The organism is Pseudoclavibacter soli DSM 23366, from assembly GCF_000423505.1.
Lineage (GTDB): Bacteria > Actinomycetota > Actinomycetes > Actinomycetales > Microbacteriaceae > Pseudoclavibacter_A > Pseudoclavibacter_A soli.
The window spans coordinates 107,144-125,665 of the sequence record NZ_AUIC01000003.1 but is presented as its reverse complement, the minus strand read 5'-3'; the positions used below and the strand labels follow the sequence as shown (position 1 = coordinate 125,665).

General features: G+C 67.3%; 14 protein-coding genes. 9 read left to right on the top strand and 5 right to left on the bottom strand.

Annotated features, from left to right (window positions below; all coding sequences use genetic code 11):
- Window positions 1-3: 3 nt before the first annotated feature.
- The 5 genes from G557_RS0100580 to G557_RS10675 all read right to left on the bottom strand — a co-directional run bounded on the left by G557_RS0100580 (window position 4) and on the right by G557_RS10675 (window position 10,106).
- Window positions 4-954, bottom strand: a complete 951-nt coding sequence (locus G557_RS0100580; RefSeq protein ID WP_051223963.1) for a class C sortase — start codon at window positions 952-954, stop codon at window positions 4-6.
- Window positions 951-2,594 (bottom strand): SpaH/EbpB family LPXTG-anchored major pilin, encoded by a 1,644-nt coding sequence (locus tag G557_RS10685; RefSeq protein ID WP_036960211.1) that lies wholly within the window; start codon window positions 2,592-2,594, stop codon window positions 951-953. The genes G557_RS0100580 and G557_RS10685 overlap by 4 nt, the downstream gene beginning before the upstream one ends.
- Window positions 2,591-3,616 (bottom strand): class C sortase, encoded by a 1,026-nt coding sequence (locus G557_RS10680; protein ID WP_245542734.1) that lies wholly within the window; start codon window positions 3,614-3,616, stop codon window positions 2,591-2,593. Before G557_RS10680 ends, G557_RS10685 begins: the two co-directional genes overlap by 4 nt.
- Window positions 3,617-3,667: 51 nt before the next feature.
- Entirely contained in the window at window positions 3,668-5,296 is a 1,629-nt protein-coding gene (locus G557_RS0100565) for a SpaH/EbpB family LPXTG-anchored major pilin (RefSeq protein WP_028244551.1), read from the bottom strand.
- A 112-nt stretch (window positions 5,297-5,408) separates the two neighbouring features.
- A complete protein-coding gene (locus G557_RS10675) occupies window positions 5,409-10,106 on the bottom strand; it encodes a SpaA isopeptide-forming pilin-related protein (RefSeq protein ID WP_036960207.1) in 4,698 nt (1,565 codons plus the stop codon).
- 328 nt (window positions 10,107-10,434) lie between these two features.
- On the opposite strand from G557_RS10675, the gene rpe reads away from it, so the two are divergent.
- The 9 genes from rpe to katG all read left to right on the top strand — a co-directional run bounded on the left by rpe (window position 10,435) and on the right by katG (window position 18,511).
- Window positions 10,435-11,103, top strand: a complete 669-nt coding sequence (gene rpe, locus G557_RS0100555) for a ribulose-phosphate 3-epimerase (protein ID WP_028244550.1) — start codon at window positions 10,435-10,437, stop codon at window positions 11,101-11,103.
- A gap of 11 nt (window positions 11,104-11,114) precedes the next feature.
- Window positions 11,115-11,378 carry a phosphoribosyl-ATP diphosphatase gene (locus G557_RS0100550; protein WP_028244549.1) on the top strand — a complete coding sequence of 88 codons (264 nt, stop codon included), beginning with the start codon at window positions 11,115-11,117 and terminating at the stop codon, window positions 11,376-11,378.
- Between the two features lie 70 nt (window positions 11,379-11,448).
- A complete protein-coding gene (hisG, locus tag G557_RS0100545; RefSeq protein WP_028244548.1) occupies window positions 11,449-12,306 on the top strand; it encodes an ATP phosphoribosyltransferase in 858 nt (285 codons plus the stop codon).
- A complete protein-coding gene (hisF, locus tag G557_RS0100540) occupies window positions 12,306-13,088 on the top strand; it encodes an imidazole glycerol phosphate synthase subunit HisF (RefSeq protein ID WP_028244547.1) in 783 nt (260 codons plus the stop codon). The genes hisG and hisF overlap by 1 nt, the downstream gene beginning before the upstream one ends.
- Window positions 13,085-13,504: a phosphoribosyl-AMP cyclohydrolase gene (hisI, locus tag G557_RS10670; protein WP_084626870.1), complete on the top strand. Its 420-nt coding sequence runs from the start codon at window positions 13,085-13,087 to the stop codon at window positions 13,502-13,504. The genes hisF and hisI overlap by 4 nt, the downstream gene beginning before the upstream one ends.
- Window positions 13,501-15,063, top strand: coding sequence for a chorismate-binding protein (locus G557_RS0100530; protein WP_028244546.1), 1,563 nt, complete (start codon window positions 13,501-13,503; stop codon window positions 15,061-15,063). The genes hisI and G557_RS0100530 overlap by 4 nt, the downstream gene beginning before the upstream one ends.
- Window positions 15,056-15,691, top strand: a complete 636-nt coding sequence (locus tag G557_RS0100525) for a Trp biosynthesis-associated membrane protein (RefSeq protein ID WP_028244545.1) — start codon at window positions 15,056-15,058, stop codon at window positions 15,689-15,691. The genes G557_RS0100530 and G557_RS0100525 overlap by 8 nt, the downstream gene beginning before the upstream one ends.
- Before the next feature lie 35 nt (window positions 15,692-15,726).
- Window positions 15,727-16,245, top strand: a complete 519-nt coding sequence (locus G557_RS0100520; protein WP_028244544.1) for a Fur family transcriptional regulator — start codon at window positions 15,727-15,729, stop codon at window positions 16,243-16,245.
- Complete coding sequence (katG, locus tag G557_RS0100515) at window positions 16,238-18,511, top strand: catalase/peroxidase HPI (RefSeq protein ID WP_084626869.1); 2,274 nt, start codon at window positions 16,238-16,240, stop codon at window positions 18,509-18,511. The genes G557_RS0100520 and katG overlap by 8 nt, the downstream gene beginning before the upstream one ends.
- Window positions 18,512-18,522 lie beyond the last annotated feature (11 nt).

Sequence of the window (18,522 nt, the reverse complement as noted above, 5' to 3'; positions counted from 1 at the left end):
CCCTCACGACTGCTTCGTCGCAGGCACCTTCTTCTTGCCGCGCCGCCGGGGCGGCGCGAAGATGATCACCCCCGTGACCGTCGAACCGCCGACAAACCACACGGCCCACCATGGGAACCCCGCTTTCAGCCCATCGCCGGCGATGGCCGCCCCGCTGTCATCGTCAGGGGAGTCAATGCGCACGGCATGCACCATCAACCGGTGGCTGTTGACGCCGATCGGGGTGCAGGTGAACAGCGTCACCCAGTCTTCGCCTTCGGTGATCTTCAGCGAGTCGGTCTCGCCCGGCAGCACGGTCTCGATGCTCTCGACACGGTAGTAGTGGTCCTCGCCGAGCACACTGATCCAGAAGGTATCGCCCACCTGCGCCTTGGAGAGGTTCGTGAGCAGCTTCGCCTGAGGCAGCCCCGAGTGTGAAGTGAGCACCGAATGCGTCGAGGGGCCTCCGACAGGCAGCGAGGTTCCGTAGAGATGCCCGACCCCCTTCGAGATCGTCGCATCGGCCGTGCCATGGTAGATCGGCAGCGCCACGTCGATCGCCGGGTAGCTCAGCGTGCCGATCACATCGGTGCCGCTGATGCGCAGCAGCTCCTCGTAGGCCTGGTACACGGCGGTGCGCTTGGCCTCGTCGGAGTTCTGCGAGATGTACGGGTCGGTCAGCGGCCCGGGTTCCAGCTGATCATTGTAGGCATATGCCGCTTGCAGAATGCGCTGCCGCTCGGCGCTGGGCGTCTGCTGCACCTTGTCGATGTAGCCTGAGATCTCGGAGTTGTGCTGCAGAGTCGCAAACCAGTCTGCCGCATCTGGGTAGACCAGCAACCCGATGCCGATCATCGCCATGCCCTGCAGAATCAGCCCGCGAATCAGCTGGCGACGCTGTTTCGGGGTACGGCGGCGTCTGCGGGCTCGGCGCTTGGTGACCGGCTCGGCAGCCGGTTCAGGGGAGTCGTTCACCGGGCACCCGGATCGTCACCCGTGGAGGTGGCGCTGTCGGCGGTGCTGTCTTCACGCTTTCTGCGCCGGGCGAGCAGTGCCAAGATGCCGAGTACCACGAGCACCGCGCCGAGCACCCAAGCTCCGGCGATCTGACCGCCGGTGAGCGCCAGCCCGCCAGTGGAGCCGCCTTCCTCTGCCCGGTAGAGCTCGACGAGCGCGACCTGCGCCTCGGTCGACGAGTTGACCACGAGCCCGATCGGGTCGGTGCTGCCGGTCCACCCTGCGGGCACCTCGATCATGCGAATGTAGTACGTGCGATACAACGGGTCTGACGAGTCACGGTCGAGGCCGTTGGCAAAGTCGGAGAAGCGCAGCCCGTCGATCACGATCGATCCGTCGGCATCGGTGGTCCATTCAGAGACCCCCCAGACGGTCACCGGGTTGGTGCGATTGGCCGCATCCTCAGCAGTCAGGAACAGCTGGAAACGAGCCCCCGGAATACGGTTGGCATCGTTGCCCTTCTCATGAACAATGATCTCGAGCGGCCCGAACTTCGTGCTCGTGGCATCGCTGGCTGCGGTGCCGCGCCCGGCGAGCGTATTCGAATCGGGGAACAGACGAACCTCGTTGGTGAATGTGCCATTCACTCCCGGGTCTGCGCCGCTGGCATTGGCCAGCGCGGCAGTCACCGCAGTGCGATAGCTGACGTCGATCTTTGCATCGGGGTCTGCCGCGCGAGCGGTCGCAAGCTTGGCGCGTCCTGCTTCGGAGAACACGACCTCGATGGTCTCGTGACCGTCGTAGGTGACGATCGAGGTGGTGAAGTCCGAGGCATCCAGCCCGGAGTCGCAACCGGAGCACTCCAGACTCACCTGTATGTCAGAGGCGGCATCGAGCAGGGTCAGCCGGGTGTCGACCAGGTTGCGCACCACGTAGGCGGTGATGGACGTGCGACGGGGGATGGTGGTGTGCGACGTCCAGCGCACCGCATCGGCCGCGCTGACGGCCGCGGCGTCGTCCACGTCGATGGTGGCGGTCACGTGCGCGTTCTTGGGGTACACGTGCACGGTGTAGAGCCAGTTGTCGCCGGTGCCGGGGTTCGTCAGCGGCAGCAGCACCAGAAACGGGTCGGAGGCGACGTAGCCGGTGGGGGTGAACGTCTCCTGCACGAGGTACAGCGCCACGCCGAGCCCGGTCAGCGGTGCGTCGCCGGCGGCGTCGGTGGTCTCGGTGGCCGCGGGCGCGGCCGAGCCGATCGCCGCGATGGCCTCGGCCACGCTGAGGTCCGCGGCGGCCTGGCGCCCGGCGTCGGTCGTGGTGTCGATGCCGGGCACCTTCGTCGCGGTGAACGTGGCGCCTGCGACCGGGGTGAGCCCGGTGGTGTCCTGCTCGAGGCCGCTGGAGGGCTCGCCGAGCTGTTCGGGCTGGGCGAACTTGTGCACCTGAATGCTCGTGGTCGCGTCGGGGTCGATGGCGGCCTGCGGCTGCACCGCGGGCCCTGCAGGCACAGCGTCGGCGCGCACTGCGGGCACCAGAACGACCAACAGGGCGGCCAGCAGCGTCAGTGCGGCGAGCACCGCGCCGAGTGGGCGGCGTCCGGCCGCGGCGCCGGTGCGTGAAGCGCCGGCAGATGAAAAGAGCGTGTGCGGGGATCTCATGCGTCGAGCTCCTGTGCTGAGTCGGTATCGGCCGCGCTGGGGGCGACCGCAGTGCCTGTGGCGCCCGCAGGCGCGGTGCGGGCGCGCACGGGGCGGAACAGCAGCCACGCCATCACCCCGGATGCGGCCACGAAGATCACAGCCCACCACGGGAATCCGGCCGTGCGGCCGTCTCCGGCGATGGTCTGAGCGGTGCCGGCCGCGTCATCCGCGATGCGCGTGGCGTGCACGAGCAGCCGGTGGCTGTTGATGCCGATGGGTGTGCAGGTGACGAGGGTGACCAGATCTTGCCCGGCGACCACCTGCAGCGAGTCGGTGTCTTCGGGGCTCACGGTCTCGATGCCGCTCACCTGGTAGTTGTGGGTCTCGCCGAGCACGCTGATCTGGAACGTGTCGCCGGCCTGCGCCCGGGTGAGCGGGGTGAACAGCGAGGCGTTGATCAGCCCCGAGTGCGAGGTGAGCACCGAGTGCGTCGACGCGCCGCCGATCGGCAGCGACGACCCGAACAGGTGGCCCACGCCCCGGCGCAGCGTGGCATCGTCGGTGCCGGCGTAGATCGGCAGCGCGACGCCGATGGCCGAGTACGAGAGTGTGCCGATCGCGTCCGTGCCGTCGATCTGCAGCACCCGCTGGTAGGCGGCGTACGCGTCGGCGTCGGCGGTGGCGGCCTCCTGCGACCCGGCGGTGTATGGATCGCGCAGCACGCCGGCCGGCAGTGTCGCGTTGTAGGCCCGGGCCGCTTCGAGCTTCGCGGTGCGCGTGGCGTCGCTCAGTCGGCCAACGGCCTCGGTGTATCCCGAGATCTCGGAGTCGTGGCCGAGCGTGGCGAACCAGCCGGCCGCGGTGGGGTAGAGCAGGGCGCCGATGCCGAGCATGGCGATCACCTGCAGACTGATGGGGGCGAGCAGGCCCCGGCCCCGCACACGCTGTGCATGCGGAGCCGACGTGCTCACCGAGGGGGTGCCGGCCGCGGCAGGGGAGGCGTCGACCCGACGCTCATCGATGATGCTCGATTCGGCCATGTCGACACCTCCTCTCTAATGCTCAGCCGATGGATGCGGTGGTGCGGTCGACTACTCGGCCGCGGCCTCGCTGCTGCGGCGGCGGCGTGCCACCAGCAGCACGACTGCGAGGATCGCGATGCCGCCGATGGTCAGCACCAGGGTGCCCGTGCCACCGGTGAGCGGCAGGGTGAACCCGGCGTTCTTCTCGACGTCGACGATCTCGGTGAGCTCGGTGCCCTTGGTGCCGGTGTTGGTCGTGGTATTCACGCTCGTCGCGTTGTATACCTTGCCATCACTTCCGAGCACGACCGGGACGGTGTCGGCGAGCAGCTCGGCGCCTGCAGGTGCGGCGGTCTCCGCCAGCCAGTACACGCGCAGCGAGCCGTCTGTGAGCGTCTCGTTGTTCTGGAAGTCGGAGGCACGCAGCCCCGCGAAGGTCACCGTGCCCGTGGAGTCCGCACTGGTGGAGACACCCAGGACATCGTCACCGGTGGTGGTGCCGGCATCAGCGGCGGCCTTCGTCTTGTACAGGGTGAAGGTGGCGCCAGACAGTGCAGAAGTGGTCGTGCCGTCGGTGAGCTTCTTGGTGAAGCTCAGCGTCGTCCACTTGGTCACCGGGTCGCTCGAGGTGGTGGCGGTGGTGTCTTTTCCATTCGCTGTGGTCTTCACGGAGGCACTGTTCTCGATGTTCTGTGCGGCGCCGCTCGACACGGCTCCGAGATCAGATCCGGTCACCTGAGTGGTCACGACCACCTGGATCTTGGTGCCTTCGGTGGCTGCGAGGGTCTGCAGCTTGCCGAGTCCCGTCGCGGTGAAGGTGACGGTGACGTCGTCTCCGGCTGCAGCAGCAGACAGGTCGGACGGGGTGATGGTGTAGTCGCCGGAGTCGAGCGTGGTGCTCGCCGAGGTGCCGTCGGATTTCACCGATGAGACCGTTACCCCAGTGGGCTTCAGATTCGCCGGGATCGTATCGGTGATGACGTAGTCAGTCGGCTTGACGTAGGCGCCCGCAGCGGACCCGGGGATGCGGGGCACGTCGGCCTTGATCGTCCAGGTGACGGTGTCGCCCGACTTCCAGGCCGCCGAGTCATCGACGGTCTTGGTGATCGCGGTCGTGGAGTTCTTCGGGTACACGTACACGTTATAGACCCAGGCGTTCTTGTCCGTCGGATTCGTGATCGGAAGGGTGACCAGGAACGGCACCGCCGGCGTCACGCCGGCCGGGGTCGAGGTCTCCTGCACGAGGTATAGGCCGATGGGCTTGTCGGTGAAGTCGAGCACGCCGCCTGCACCAGTGGTGCCGGTGTATGAAGTGGCTCCGGTCAGGTCTACCGCGGAGTTGGAGCCATCCTTGACCACCGGGGTCTCCGGATTCGTGAGGTCGAGCGTGTAGGTGGCGGCCGTCTGCCAGCCGGCGTTGGTTCCCAGATTGATGCCCGGGATCTGCGTGACGGAGAAGCCCACACCCGCGATGCCGGTGCTGCCGGCGGGCGTCGCCTGCTGCGCGCCATTGGCGTTCGCCTCGGCTCCGCCCCTCGGCGTCGTCAGCTTCGTGATGTGCAGGTTCGCCGTCGCCCCGCTGTCTGGAATCGTCGGCGCGGCCGTCGCCAGCCCCGCTCCCGTGAGCGCCAGCGCCGCTGCGGTCAGCAGCGCGCCGACCGAGGCGAAGATGCCTCGGCGTTTGGTGTGTGTGTTCATTTCCATCCCCTCTGGTTGATGTGGTGGTTTGTGGGTTTGTGGTTGCTGCCCCGCCTAAGGGCGGCGCGTCGGGCGGTCGTGGGCGCCCGCGGCCGATCATGCATGTGGCCGATCAGTGCGCATCACCTCCGTCGCTCGGGTTCTGCCCGGGTGCCGGCTGCACCCCGGAAGTCGTCGCCAGCCGCACCCCGGCCCGGCGTCGCCACCAGGCGGTGCCCGCGGCGGCTGCGGCCAGCAGCAGGATGCCCAAGGCCGTCAGCAGCGCGGCCCACTGCCCGCCGGTCAGCGGCAGGCCCATCGCGGCCGTGTCGGTGACGGTGATTGTGTATCCCGTGGTGGCATCTCCGCTGAGTGTCACCTGAGGATTCGACGTGGTCGCCACGGCCACGCCGCCGCGCAGTTCGATATCGACACGCACATCCTGCGCCAGCAGAGAATGCCCGCTGGGCGCCTTCGTCTCGCGAAGCCAGTAGCGGCCCGGTGCGAGGTCGTCGATGCTGAACAGCCCTGTGCTGCCGCTGACAGCGGTGAACGTGGCCTCGGTGGCGGTGTCTGACGCAGCACCATTGCCGTTGTCGGGGTAGAGGGCGAACTCGGCGCCGTCAACCGCGGCGCCGGAGGAGTCGTTCTTCTGCACCTTGAAGCCCGTAGGCGAAATGCCGCAGTCGGTGAGGGTGTTCGTGAGGCCCGCTGTCGACGTGGTTCCACCCGCGAGGCTCTGCGTCGTCCAGTTCAAGCCGCTGCTCGCTTCAGGATTCGTCAGCACCGGCACACTGCTCTGCCCGCTCTGCGCCCAGTACAGTCGATCATCCGCGCCAAGCCGGATCGCGCCGCCGTAACCGCTCGAGTGAATTGCACTGCCGAACGTCCAAGTGAGGTTGTCGTTCAGCGCGTGTCGGTACACTCTGTTCGTCGAACCGGTCAACGCCCAGTACACGTATGCGTCATCTGGGGAGAGCGCCACGCTGTACCCGACCCCGGTGAGAAGCGTGGCGGAGTGATCGTGAATGAACGTGAACTCACCGTTCAGCGCGTCGAAGCTGAGTACGTACACGTAGCTGGTGTCCGTCAGACCATCCTCGGATGCCATGGCAACGAACCGCCCATAGTCGCTGGTGAAGACGATGTCCTCAGAGGCCGGATAGCTGCTCGTAGAGGAGACGACCGAATACCCGAGGTCGGAAGAGACGGTGTGTGTGCCGGTGAAGCCGCTCGCGTGAAACAGATACGTGTCGATGGTGTAGGCGTCACCGCTGATGTTCGCGTTGACCTTCTGCGGGTTGATCACCCAGTAGCCGGTGCCGTCAGCGTTCGGCACCGCAGTCACTGCGGTCGAAGCGTTCGAGGAGGAGAGCGTTCCCTCAGCGGTCTCGATCGCACCGGCACCATTGTTCTTGGTCATGTCGACGATGCGGTATTTCAGCTGACCGGCGTCACTTGCCGTGGAGCCGGCGGTGCTCCACACCACGTAGTACTTCCCGGTGCCCTGTGCGGCGGGGAAGGCCGTCACCGGGGACGCCCCGGTGAGCGTGCCGAGCGAGACAGCGCTGCTGTTGGTGTCGGTCATCGCCGTGCCGTCTGCGCTGCGGATCGTGCCGTCGCTGTCAACGACGAACTGCAGCTCACCCGTCGAGTCGGTCACGGTGAACGTGCTGGATGCGCCGCTGAGATCGCTGAAGGTGCCGGCGGTCACAGCCTGCGTCGACGTGTCCCAGTCGAACCGGGCATCGTCGCCGAACGCCCACACGCTGTCGCTGGCCGCCTGCTCGGCTGAGGTGCACACGTTCAGCGGGTTCACGTTGATGGTGACCTTGAGCAGGCCCTCGTCCGTGCCGCCGTATGCGTTGGTCGCGCGGTATTTCAGGTCGGTCACGGTGCCCGTGTAGCCGTTAGCACCGGTGAAGGTCACGGTATTGCCGGCCTTGATCGTCCAGGTGCCCTCGGTCTCGCTTGACGTATTCGTGGCAGTGATACTGACATCTGCCGCGCCACTCGCCGGCACGGTGACCCACTGCGACGTGTTCGGGTTGTACACCTCGATGGTGAGCTTGCTCGCGTCGTCCGGGGTGACGATGCCGGCGGTGCTGCCGTTGTCGACCACCTGGAACGTCGTCGTGCCGCCCGGGCTGATCACCCGCGAGGCGTCATCCGCCGTGGGGTTGACCGCAACGGTCTTGGTGTCGGTGGCGGTGAGGTTGTATTCACCTGTCGCAGAGGTCTTGGCCTTCGCCGTCGCCGTGTTGACCACCTGACCGGAGCTCTGGTCGGAGGTGGTGACGGTGTGCACGCCCGTGCAGGTGACGGATCCGCCTGCGGCGATCTCGCCCGTGGATGGCGTGCACGTCGCCGCGGCATCGAGCTGAGCATCGGTCAGCGTGAAGTCGAAGATCGATGACTCGGAGGTATTGGTCGCCGTGAACATGTAGGGGATCTGCTGCGCGACGTCGTACGTGCCGTCCGCCTGGTACGAGCTCGCGGTCGGGTCGATGCTCTTCACGAGATCGAGGGACTCCATGGGCAGTACGGTACCGACGCGCACAGAGCTGATCAGATGTGTGTCTCGCGAACCGCCGGTCGATCCCAAAAAGCCGAACTTGATGAGATCGGGTGCCGCTGCGGTCATTGTCTCACTGAGCACGGTGACATAGCCGTCACCGAAATCCATCTCCACAGTGACCGTGGGGTTCGTCTCGCCATCCTTCAACGGATACACCGTCACGCGGGTCTTGCGAGCCGACGCCTGGAGTACCGATTGCATGTTCGCATTCGTATATGAAGTGCCTGTCCGCTGAGCGCGCAGGGAGTAGGAGGCGTTGAGATCGGTGACCTTCTTCGTCGCACCCACCACGCAGTATCCGGTCTGCCCATTGCCCGGTCCGCGAAGCGTCACGGCGTTCTTCTTCGGTGTTGGTGTGCCGGAATAGCACTGCGGCGTGATGTCGGTCGATGTGTCGGCGAAGTTGCCGAACTCATCGAAGCCGACGCCCAAGTAGGCATGAGCCAGTCCATCGTCACTGGATTTGTTGGCATAGCCCAAGGCTCCGCCCTTGCTGCCGGCGCTGGTCAGACTGTAGGCGCCGTCAGTCAGGAAGAAGCCGATGCCGTCGGCTGCGTCGCCGTCTGTGCTGTTGCCGAATTGATACTGAGTGAACTCGAGCACCAGCCCGTTCTTGGAGGGAAGCGCACGGTCATAGAGAGCGGCGCCCACTTTGTCTGTGCTGTCGTCGGTGAGCTTCAGATATCCGGCGGGAAGGCCAGTCGACCCGGAGTTGAAATTCGTGGCAGGAACTCGCGTGCGATTCGTGCAGCTGCCGAGCACGGTTCCAGAGGTGGCGGCGCCCGTCGACTTCGTCAGGCACGCCTCGTTGAGGCCCTTCCATGCCGAATCGCTGACGGACGTTCCCGAAAAGGTTTCATCCATCAGCCACGTCGAGCAGCCGATCTCGACCAGCTCGCTCGGCGCGGACTTGCGATAGGTGCCGGTCTCGCCCTCGGTGGCTCCGCGCTCGGCATAGGTCTGCACGCGCAGGTAGCCGTCTTGCGTGCAGGTGTTGATGGTGGTCGCCAAGGTGATGGTGAACGTGATCGATTGGCTCGCCGCGAGGGTCACGTTGATGCCGTTGTCAGTCACCGTCGCACCGTTGAGGTTGGGCGTGCCCGCATCGCCGAAGATCACATCGGGGTCTTCGCCCGCATTGTCGTGGTTGACCGTGCGCCCCGCGGTGTTTGTCGCCCACGTGGGGCACGAGCCGCCGCCGCTCATCGCGCAGGACCACGTGGCCTGGGTCACCTGCCCCGTGTAGGGCACGTAGTAGGTGTAGCGGATCGGCACGGTGACAGAGGCGGTCGAGCTGGTGTTCGTCCACGTGGCGGTGAAGGTGCGCTGGTCACCGGAGAGCACACGCACCGGGGTGCCGTTGGTGAGCGGGGAGGCCGTTGCATTGGTCATCGCCACAGTGCCGTCACCGCACTGGGTGACGCCGGTGATCACGCCGGCGTTCGACGCGCTGGCGTCGATGTCGTCGGGCATGTTGAAGCCGGTGCGGCTGAAGCGCGCCCAGCCGCCGATCATCGGCGTGGTGCTGTCGGCACACGTGGTGGTGGTGGTCGTCGTGGTGATGGTGAAGGTGAGCGACGCCCCCGCCGGAATGTCGACCACGGCCCAGAACGTGCGGTAGTAGATGTGGTCGCTGCCGGTGATGGTGTTGGTGCCGCTGGGGATGCCGGCGTTCGTGCCGTTGGTCGGGCAGCTCGTGCCCGACGCTGCACACGAGACAGAATACGCCGTGCTGTGACCGACGCGGGCCATGAACTGGTGCCAGATGCGTCCGTTGGTGATCGCCGTCGAGCCCTTGTTCTCGTAGGTGATGGTGAACGTGCGGGTGGAGCCCGAAGTCGAGCCTGTCGTCACCCACGAGCTGGTCACCGTGGGCAGCGGGCCGCCGGCCTCGCCCGACGGGTTGACGACGGGGTCGACACCCGGGGCGTTGACATCGTTGGAGTCTGAGGTCTCTTCGGTGGCCTCGGTAGCGGCGAGTGCAGTGGCACCGAGGCTCTGCGTCTGGGCGCTCGTGCCGGCGGAGTCGCCAGAGGCATCGTCCGTGCCCGTGCTCTCGTCGGTCTCGCTGGTGGCGCTGGTCTCGGCGCCATCTGTGGTGGCCGTGCCGTCGCTGGTCTCGGCGGCGGAATCGAGCGAGGTGGTCTCGCTGGTGGCGGTCGAGTCGATGACGTTCTCGCTGGCGATCGCCGTCAGTGACGACGACGGCAGAAACGTGGACAGCACGACGGTCGCCGCGAGTGCGGTCGACACGACGGTTCCCCAGAAACGACGAACAGTTCTCCCCAATATGTCGAATCGGCCGGGCGGCGGCGCAGTCTGCGCAGCCGTACGTGGTCGGTTCCCCCTGGTGCGCACCTGCATGCGCACGACGGTGACACGCACCAGTAATAGAGCATGACACCTCCCATAATTCTAACCGACTGCACAGAGGCAGGCAACACAGGTGCGGCTTGGCACTGTGCGCCTGTGCACCGTGTAGTTCGGCACCGCGCAGCTCGGCACGGTGCTCATCGGCGTCGGGTACGCGAATGGATGCGGCGGTCGCCTCGCCGGGCCAATGCACCTTTAGAATCGACGGGTGAGCACCGTGCAGATCAGCCCCAGCATCCTCAACGCCGACCTCGGCGACCTTCGCACCACCCTGCGTCAGATCGCCACCGCCGACACCGCCCACATCGACGTGATGGACAACCACTTCGTGCCCAATCTCACGTTCGGTGCGCCGGTGGTGAAGTTCATTCAGCAGTACTCGCCGATCCCGCTCGACGTGCACCTGATGATCGAAGACCCGGATCGCTGGGCCCCCGCCTACGCCGAGCTGGGGGCGGCCGCCGTCACGTTCCATCTGGAGGCGGCCACCTCTCCGCTGAGTGTGGCGCGAACGCTGCGCTCACTGGGGGCATCCGCCGGCATCGCGCTGAAGCCCGCCACCCCGGTTGAGACGGTGATCGATCTGCTCGAGTATTTCGACCGCGTGCTGGTGATGACGGTCGAGCCCGGCTTCGGCGGCCAGTCATACATCGAGGCCGGCACCACACAGAAGCTGCAGCGCCTCGCCGCCCGCGCCGAACAGCAGGGGCTGCACGACCTGGTGCTGCAGGTCGACGGCGGGGTCAACGCACACACCGCAGCCATCGCCGTGTCTGCTGGCGCCACCTCGCTGGTGGCCGGTTCGAGCGTGTTCTCGGCCGACGACGCCGCGCAGGCGATCGCGAGCCTGCGCGCCGTGGCAGCCTCCGCGCGGTAAGATGGGCTGCGATGAAGACTTTCGAGGAACTGTTCAGCGAGCTCACCGAGAAGGCGGCCACCCGCCCCGAGGGCTCGAAGACCGTCGCCGAGCTCGACGCCGGCGTGCACGCCATCGGCAAGAAGGTGGTCGAAGAGGCCGCCGAGGTGTGGCTGGCCGCCGAGCACGAGACCGACGCCGAGCTCGCCGCCGAGGCCAGCCAGCTCATCTACCACCTGCAGGTGATGCTCATCAAGCGGGGCATCAGCCTCGAAGACGTCTACAAGGTGCTGTGAGTCTCAGCACACTGCGCCCCGCCCGTGGGGGCAGGTCATCGGCCCTCGGGCCACGAACCATGGAGCGAACGTGCTGCGTGTAGCCATTCCCAACAAAGGCGTGCTCAGTCAGGCCGCCATCGACATGCTCAAGCAGGCCGGGTACGCCGTGCGGCGCGACACCCGCGACCTGTACGTGTTCGACGAGCACAACGACGTCGACTTCTTCTACCTGCGCCCCCGCGACATCGCCACCTATGTGGGCTCCGGCGCGCTCGATGTGGGCATCACCGGCCGCGACTTTCTGCTCGACTCCGAGACACAGGCCGCCGAGGTCGACAACCTGCAGTTCGGCAACTCGCGGTTCCGCTTCGCCGGCCCCGCCGGCAGATTCCAGACGCTCGAAGACATCGACGGGCTGCGCGTGGCGACCAGCTACCCCAAACTGGTCAGCGACTTCCTGGCCGACAAGCACATCTCGGTCGACCTCGTGCACCTCGACGGAGCCGTCGAGAACGCCATTCGCCTGGGCGTGGCCGATGTGGTCGCCGACGTCGTCGAGACGGGCACCACGTTGCGCAACGCCGGGCTCGAGATCTTCGGCCCGGTGATCCTCGCCTCGAGCGCCGTGCTCATCGGCGCACCCCAGGCGCTCGTCGACGGCGAGCTCAAAGACCAGGCCCGCACCCTCTCCGAGCGGCTGCAGGGCGTGCGGGTGGCCCGCGAATATGTGCTGCTCGACTACGACGTGCACAAGGACGACCTTGATCGCGCCGCCGCGCTCACCCCTGGTCTCGAGTCGCCCACCGTGTCGCCCCTGGCCAAGTCAGACTGGGTGGCCGTACGCTCGATGGCCCCGCGCGAGCACATCAACGACACCGTCGATGCGCTGTATGCGCTGGGGGCTCGCGCCATCCTGGTCAGCACGATCAACACCGCGAGAATCTGATGGCGCTGGCCATTCGCGTGATCCCGTGCCTCGACGTGGCCGACGGCCGCGTGGTCAAGGGCGTCAACTTCAAAGACCTGCGCGACGAGGGCGACCCGGTGGAGCTGGCCGCCCGCTACTACCGCGAGGGCGCCGACGAGGTCACCTTCCTCGACGTCACGGCCACGGTCGAGAACCGGGCCACCATGTATGACGTGGTCTCGCGCACCGCCGAGCAGGTGTTCATCCCGTTGACCGTGGGCGGGGGAGTGCGCACCGTCGATGATGTGGCCCGGCTGCTCGCCTCAGGTGCAGACAAGATCAGCATCAACTCGGCGGCCATCGCGCATCCCGAGGTGCTCACCGCGATCGCCGATCGTTTCGGCGCGCAGGTGACCGTGCTCTCGCTCGACATCAAGCGCACCGACCGCACCCCGTCGGGCTTCGTGGTCACCACACACGGCGGCCGCACCGAGACCGACCTCGACGCCCTCGACTGGGCGCAGCGCGCGGTCGATCTGGGTGCCGGCGAGCTGCTGGTCAACTCGATCGACGCCGACGGCACGCAAGACGGCTTCGACCTGGAGCTCATCGAGCGCCTGCGCGCACTGGTGAGCGCGCCGCTGATCGCCTCGGGTGGTGCGGGAAGGCCCGAGCACTTCGTGGCCGCCGCCCGCGCTGGAGCCGACGCCGTGCTCGCCGCCAGCGTGTTCCACCGCCGTCAGATCGCCATCGACGAGGTCAAGCGCGCACTGGCCGAGGCTGGCTTCGAGGTGCGCCTGGCGGAGACCGCAGACCGATGAGCGACCGGGCCAGCAGCGCAGACGCCGGCAGCGCAGACGCCGGCAGCGCAGACGCCGGTCGCCTCGACGACGTCGTCTACAACGCCGACGGGCTGGTGCCCGTGATCGTGCAGCAGCACGACACCGGCGAGGTGCTCATGATGGCCTGGATGAACGCCGAGACCGTGAGACTGACCCTGGCCGAGGGGCGCACCGTGTTCTGGTCGCGCTCACGCCAGGAGATCTGGCGCAAGGGCGAGACCAGCGGCCACACCCAGCGGCTGGTGTCACTGGCCGTCGACTGCGACGCCGACACCTTGCTCGCCCGGGTCGACCAGGTCGGCGCCGCCTGCCACACCGGCACCCGCACCTGCTTCACCGACCGGCTCGTCTGGGCAGCGGTCGAGGCCCCGGGATCAGACGAGGAGCACGCATGACCACCGCCTTCGGATCACACCAGACCACCTTCGAGCGCTTCGCCGAGCTCGCCACCTCGCACGCCATCGTGCCCGTGGTGCGCCGCCTGCTCGGCGACTCCGAGACCCCCATGGGCGTCTACCGCAAGCTCGCCGACGAGCGGCCCGGCACGTTCCTGCTCGAGTCGGCCGACTCGGCCGGCGAATGGGGCCGCTTCTCGTTCGTGGGCGCCTCCTCCTACGGCACCCTCAGCACCGACGGCGCCGGCCGGCCGGTGTGGCAGCCGGCCGATCTGGGCGCCGAGACGGTCGACGAGGCGCGCGCCTTCGGAGGCGAGGTGCCCGACCGGGCCTTCGACGCCATCCAGACGGTCACCCGCCGCTGGCGCACCGCCCGCGTGCCCGGCGTGCCGCCGCTGACCAGTGGGCTGATCGGCTACGTGTCGTGGGAGGCCGTGCGCGAGCTCGAACGCCTGCCCGAACCGCGTGCCGTCGAGACCCCGGCCGCCGCGGTCAGCCTGTCGTTCGTGCGCGACCTGGTGGCCATCGACCACCGCTACGGCACGGTCTGGCTCGTGCACAACGCCCTGATCGACCAGGGCCGAGACCTCGCCGAGATCTGGGCGCAGTCGCAGCAGGCGCTGGATGCCCTGGTCGCCAGTCTCGCAAAGCCCACCCCCGCATCCCTCGACGAGATCGACTTCGACGTGCAGGCGATGCCGCGGCACCGCACAGCCAAGGCCGACTTCCTCGAAAGCGTCGAGGTCGCCAAGCGACACATCCGGGCCGGCGACGTGTTCCAGGTGGTGATCAGCCAGCGCTTCGACATCGACTCCGCGGCTCGCCCGCTCGACATCTACCGGGTGCTGCGCACGCTGAACCCGAGCCCGTACATGTATCTGCAGACGCATCTGGGCGTCAACGGCGAGCCCGTGCATGTCGTCGGGTCGTCGCCCGAGGCGCTGGTTAAGGTCTCTGACGGGGCAGTGGTCTCGCACCCGATCGCCGGCTCCCGCCCGCGCGGGGCCTCACCCGAGCGTGACCAGGCATTGGCCGAAGAGCTGCTCGCCGACGAGAAAGAGCGCTCGGAGCACCTGATGCTCGTCGATCTGGCCCGCAACGACCTGCTGAAGGTGTGCGAGCCCACGAGTGTTCGGGTCAGCGAGTTCATGATCATCGAGCGGTTCAGCCACATCATGCACATCTCGTCGTCGGTCGAGGGGCGCACCCGCGACGGCATCGATGCGGTGGATGTGCTGGCCGCCACGTTCCCGGCCGGCACGCTCTCAGGCGCGCCCAAGCCCAGGGCCCTCGAGATCATCACCGAGCAGGAGCCCTCGACTCGCGGCGTCTACGGTGGAGTGGTCGGCTACTTCGACTTCGCCGGCAACGCCGATCTGGCCATCGCGATTCGCACCGCCGTCGTCAGCGGCGGCACGGTCAGCGTGCAGGCCGGTGCCGGTCTGGTCGCCGACTCGGTGCCCGAAACCGAATACCAGGAGTCGGTGAACAAGGCGGCGGCGCCCCTGCGCGCGGCAGCCATCGCCGGCACGATCCGCCGAGCGGGCGCCGATGAGTGAGCAGGCGTCGACGGCAGCGCCGGCCAAGCCCGGGCGACTGACTGCGCGGTCGACGCTCGCCGGGCTCGGTCTGCTGCTCGGGGGCGCACTCGTGCTGATCACGCCGCAACCGTGGCTGGTGTGGAACTTCGACATCCTGCCCGACGCCGTCAGCGTCACCGGCATGCAGGCTGCGGCTGGCGTGCAGGCCTTTGCCCTCGCGGTGCTCGCCGTTTCGGCGGCGCTGAGCCTTGCAGGCCCCATCGCCGGCATGGTGCTCTCGGTGGTCGAGTTCGCACTGGCGATCGGTGCGGTCTCGTCGGTATGGCATGCACATGACAACGCGCTGGGCGTGAGCATCGACCGACTGGCCGAGCTCACCGGCGTGTCTGGCGAGCAGACGTGGGCCGCCCAAGGCGGCACGGTGTCGTTCACCGGATGGTTCTGGACCGCACTGGTGGCCGCGGCGCTGCTCGGGGTGCATGCGATCTGGGTGGCGGTGGTGGCGCGCCGTTGGCCCAAACCCTCGCGCCGCTTTCAGACGCGGGCCAGTGAGCCGCTCACCAGTCGCAGCGCCATCGACGCCGCGGAGTCGGCGCAGGTCTGGGATGCCTTCTCGGCTGGCGAAGACCCCACCGATCAGCGTTGATTTGAGTCATTCAAAATCAGCGGTATCATGGATGCATGACGTCGCCGAGCATCCCAGCGGAACACCCCGCATGGGCTGATCGCCTGCGCGCGGTCGGGCTGCGGGTCACGGGCGGCCGAGTGGCGGTGCTCGAATACCTCGAGGCGCATCCGCACAGCTCTGCGGCCGAAGTGCTCGAGGTGCTCGAGCCACAGCTGCCGAGCATCTCAGCCCAGTCGGTGCACAATATTGTGCACGACCTCACCGAGCACGAGCTCATTCGACGCATCGATCTGCCCGACTCCACGGCAGCCCGCTATGAGACGCGCACCCGCGACAACCACCACCACGTGCAGTGCGTGGTGTGCGGTCGCATCGAAGATGTCGACTGTGCCGTGGGGCATGCGCCCTGCCTCACCCCCTCGCAGACGCACGGCATACGTGTGCTGGTGGCCGAGGTCACCTATCGCGGCGTGTGCGCCGACTGCGAGGCTGAGATACACGACGACGACCACTCACACCATCCATCAATCGCCGCCCCGGCGGCCCCAACAGAGAGAAGCGCCCATGTCTGAGTCGAAATGCCCCATCAATCACGAGACCGGCGAAACAGTGGCTGCCGGCGCTCCTGGCGTCATGCTGCGGAACGTGCCCCAGAACGAGCTGCCGCACCCTACCCAGGGCGATGCCAGCTACCGCTGGTGGCCCAAGCACCTCAACGTCGGCCTGCTCGACGAAAACCCACGCGAGCGAGACCCGCATGAGAGCGGGTTCGACTACCGCGCCGCGTTCGAGGCACTCGATCTGGCTGAGGTCAAAAAAGACATCGCCGAGGTGCTTACCACCTCACAGCCCTGGTGGCCGGCCGACTTCGGCAACTACGGGCCGCTGATCATCCGCGTGGCCTGGCACAGCGCCGGCACCTACCGCCAGTTCGACGGCCGCGGTGGCGTGAGCACCGGTCAGCAGCGTTTCTCGCCGACTGAGTCCTGGCCCGACAACGTCAGCACCGACAAAGGCCGCCGCCTGCTCTGGCCGGTCAAGCAGAAGTATGGCCGCAGTATCTCTTGGGCCGATCTGATCGTGCTCGCCGGCAACGTCGCGCTCGAGATCATGGGCCTGCCGACCACCGGTTTCGGCGGCGGGCGCATCGACGCCTGGGAGCCCGAGAACGTCTACTGGGGCTCAGAGCCGCAGTGGAAGGGCACTGAAGACCGCATCACCGACGAAGAGAAGCGCGAGCTCGAAAAGCCGCTGGGCGCTACTGTGATGGGCCTGATCTACGTCGACCCCGAGGGCCCCGAGGGCCAGCCCGACCCGGCCCGCGCTGCACACGACATTCGCGAGACCTTCGCCCGCATGGGCATGAACGACCGTGAGACTCTGGCACTGATCGCCGGCGGCCACACCTTCGGTAAGGCACACGGCGCCGCACCCGACGGCGATCACGTGCACGAGAGCCCCGCTGAGGCGCCGCTGCAAGATCAGGGCCTCGGCTGGAAGAACGACTTCGGCACCGGCGTCGGCGATGACACCATCACCTCGGGCCTCGAGGTCACCTGGACCTATCACCCCACCCGTTGGGACAACGAGTTCCTGCACATTCTGTTCGCCTACGAATGGGAGCTGTTCAAAGGCGAGGGTGGTCACTGGCAGTGGCGCCCCAAAGACGGTGCCGGCGCTGACATGGTGCCCCTGGCGCACTCCGACGGCCACCGCGAGCCTCGTATGTTCACCACTGACCTCGCCCTGCGCGTCGACCCCGACTACGAGCGCATTGCTCGCGAGTTCTTGGCCGATCACAAGACGTTCGAGAAGGAGTTCGCGAACGCCTGGTTCAAGCTCGTGCACCGCGACATGGGCCCGAAGTCGCGCTACCTCGGCCCCGAGGTGCCCGCTGAAGACTTCATCTGGCAAGATCCGCTGCCTGCAGCAACCGGTGAGCCCCTGCTCGGCAGCGACATCGCCGCACTCAAGCAGACGGTGCTGAACTCGGGGCTGACCCGACAGCAGCTGATCAAGACGGCTTGGGCTTCGGCATCAACCTATCGCGCCACCGACTTCCGCGGTGGGGCCAACGGCGCGCGCATCCGGCTGGAGCCCCAGCGCCACTGGGAAGTCAACGAGCCCGAGCAGCTCGACACTGTGCTGGCCGTCTACGAAGGCATTCAGCGTGACTTCAACGAGACCAACGCGCCGCGCCATGTGTCGCTGGCCGATCTGATCGTACTCGGCGGTGCCGCGGCCATCGAGCAGGCCGCTGCCGAGGGCGGCGTCGAGATCGAGGTGCCCTTCGCCCCCGGCCGCGTCGACGCCACTCAGGCCGACACCGACCCCGAGACCTTCGCCTACCTGGAGCCAACCAACGACGGGTTCCGCAACTACCTGCGCCCCGGCCACTCGCTGCCCGCCGAGAACCTGCTGATCGATCGGTCGCAGCTGCTCGGGTTGCGCGTGCCCGAGGTCACTGCCCTGATCGGCGGCCTGCGCGCCCTCGGTGTCACCTACAAAGACACCGATCTGGGCGTGCTGACCACCCGTCCGGGCGTGCTGAGCAACGACTGGTACCGCAACCTGCTCGAGAACGGCACGGTGTGGCACGCCGTCGATGATGAGCAGAACACCTTCGAGGCCACTCGCTTCGGCGACGACCAGGTGATCTGGCGCGCCAGCCGCTTCGACCTGGTGTTCTCGGCCAACTCGGAGCTGCGCGCGGTCACCGAGTACTACGCCGGCGACGACGCGAACGAGATCTTCGTGCGCGACTTCGTGGCGGCCTGGAACAAGGTCATCAACGCAGATCGCTTCGATCTGCAGCGCGGCACACCCACCGTGGCGTGACCGAAACGGGG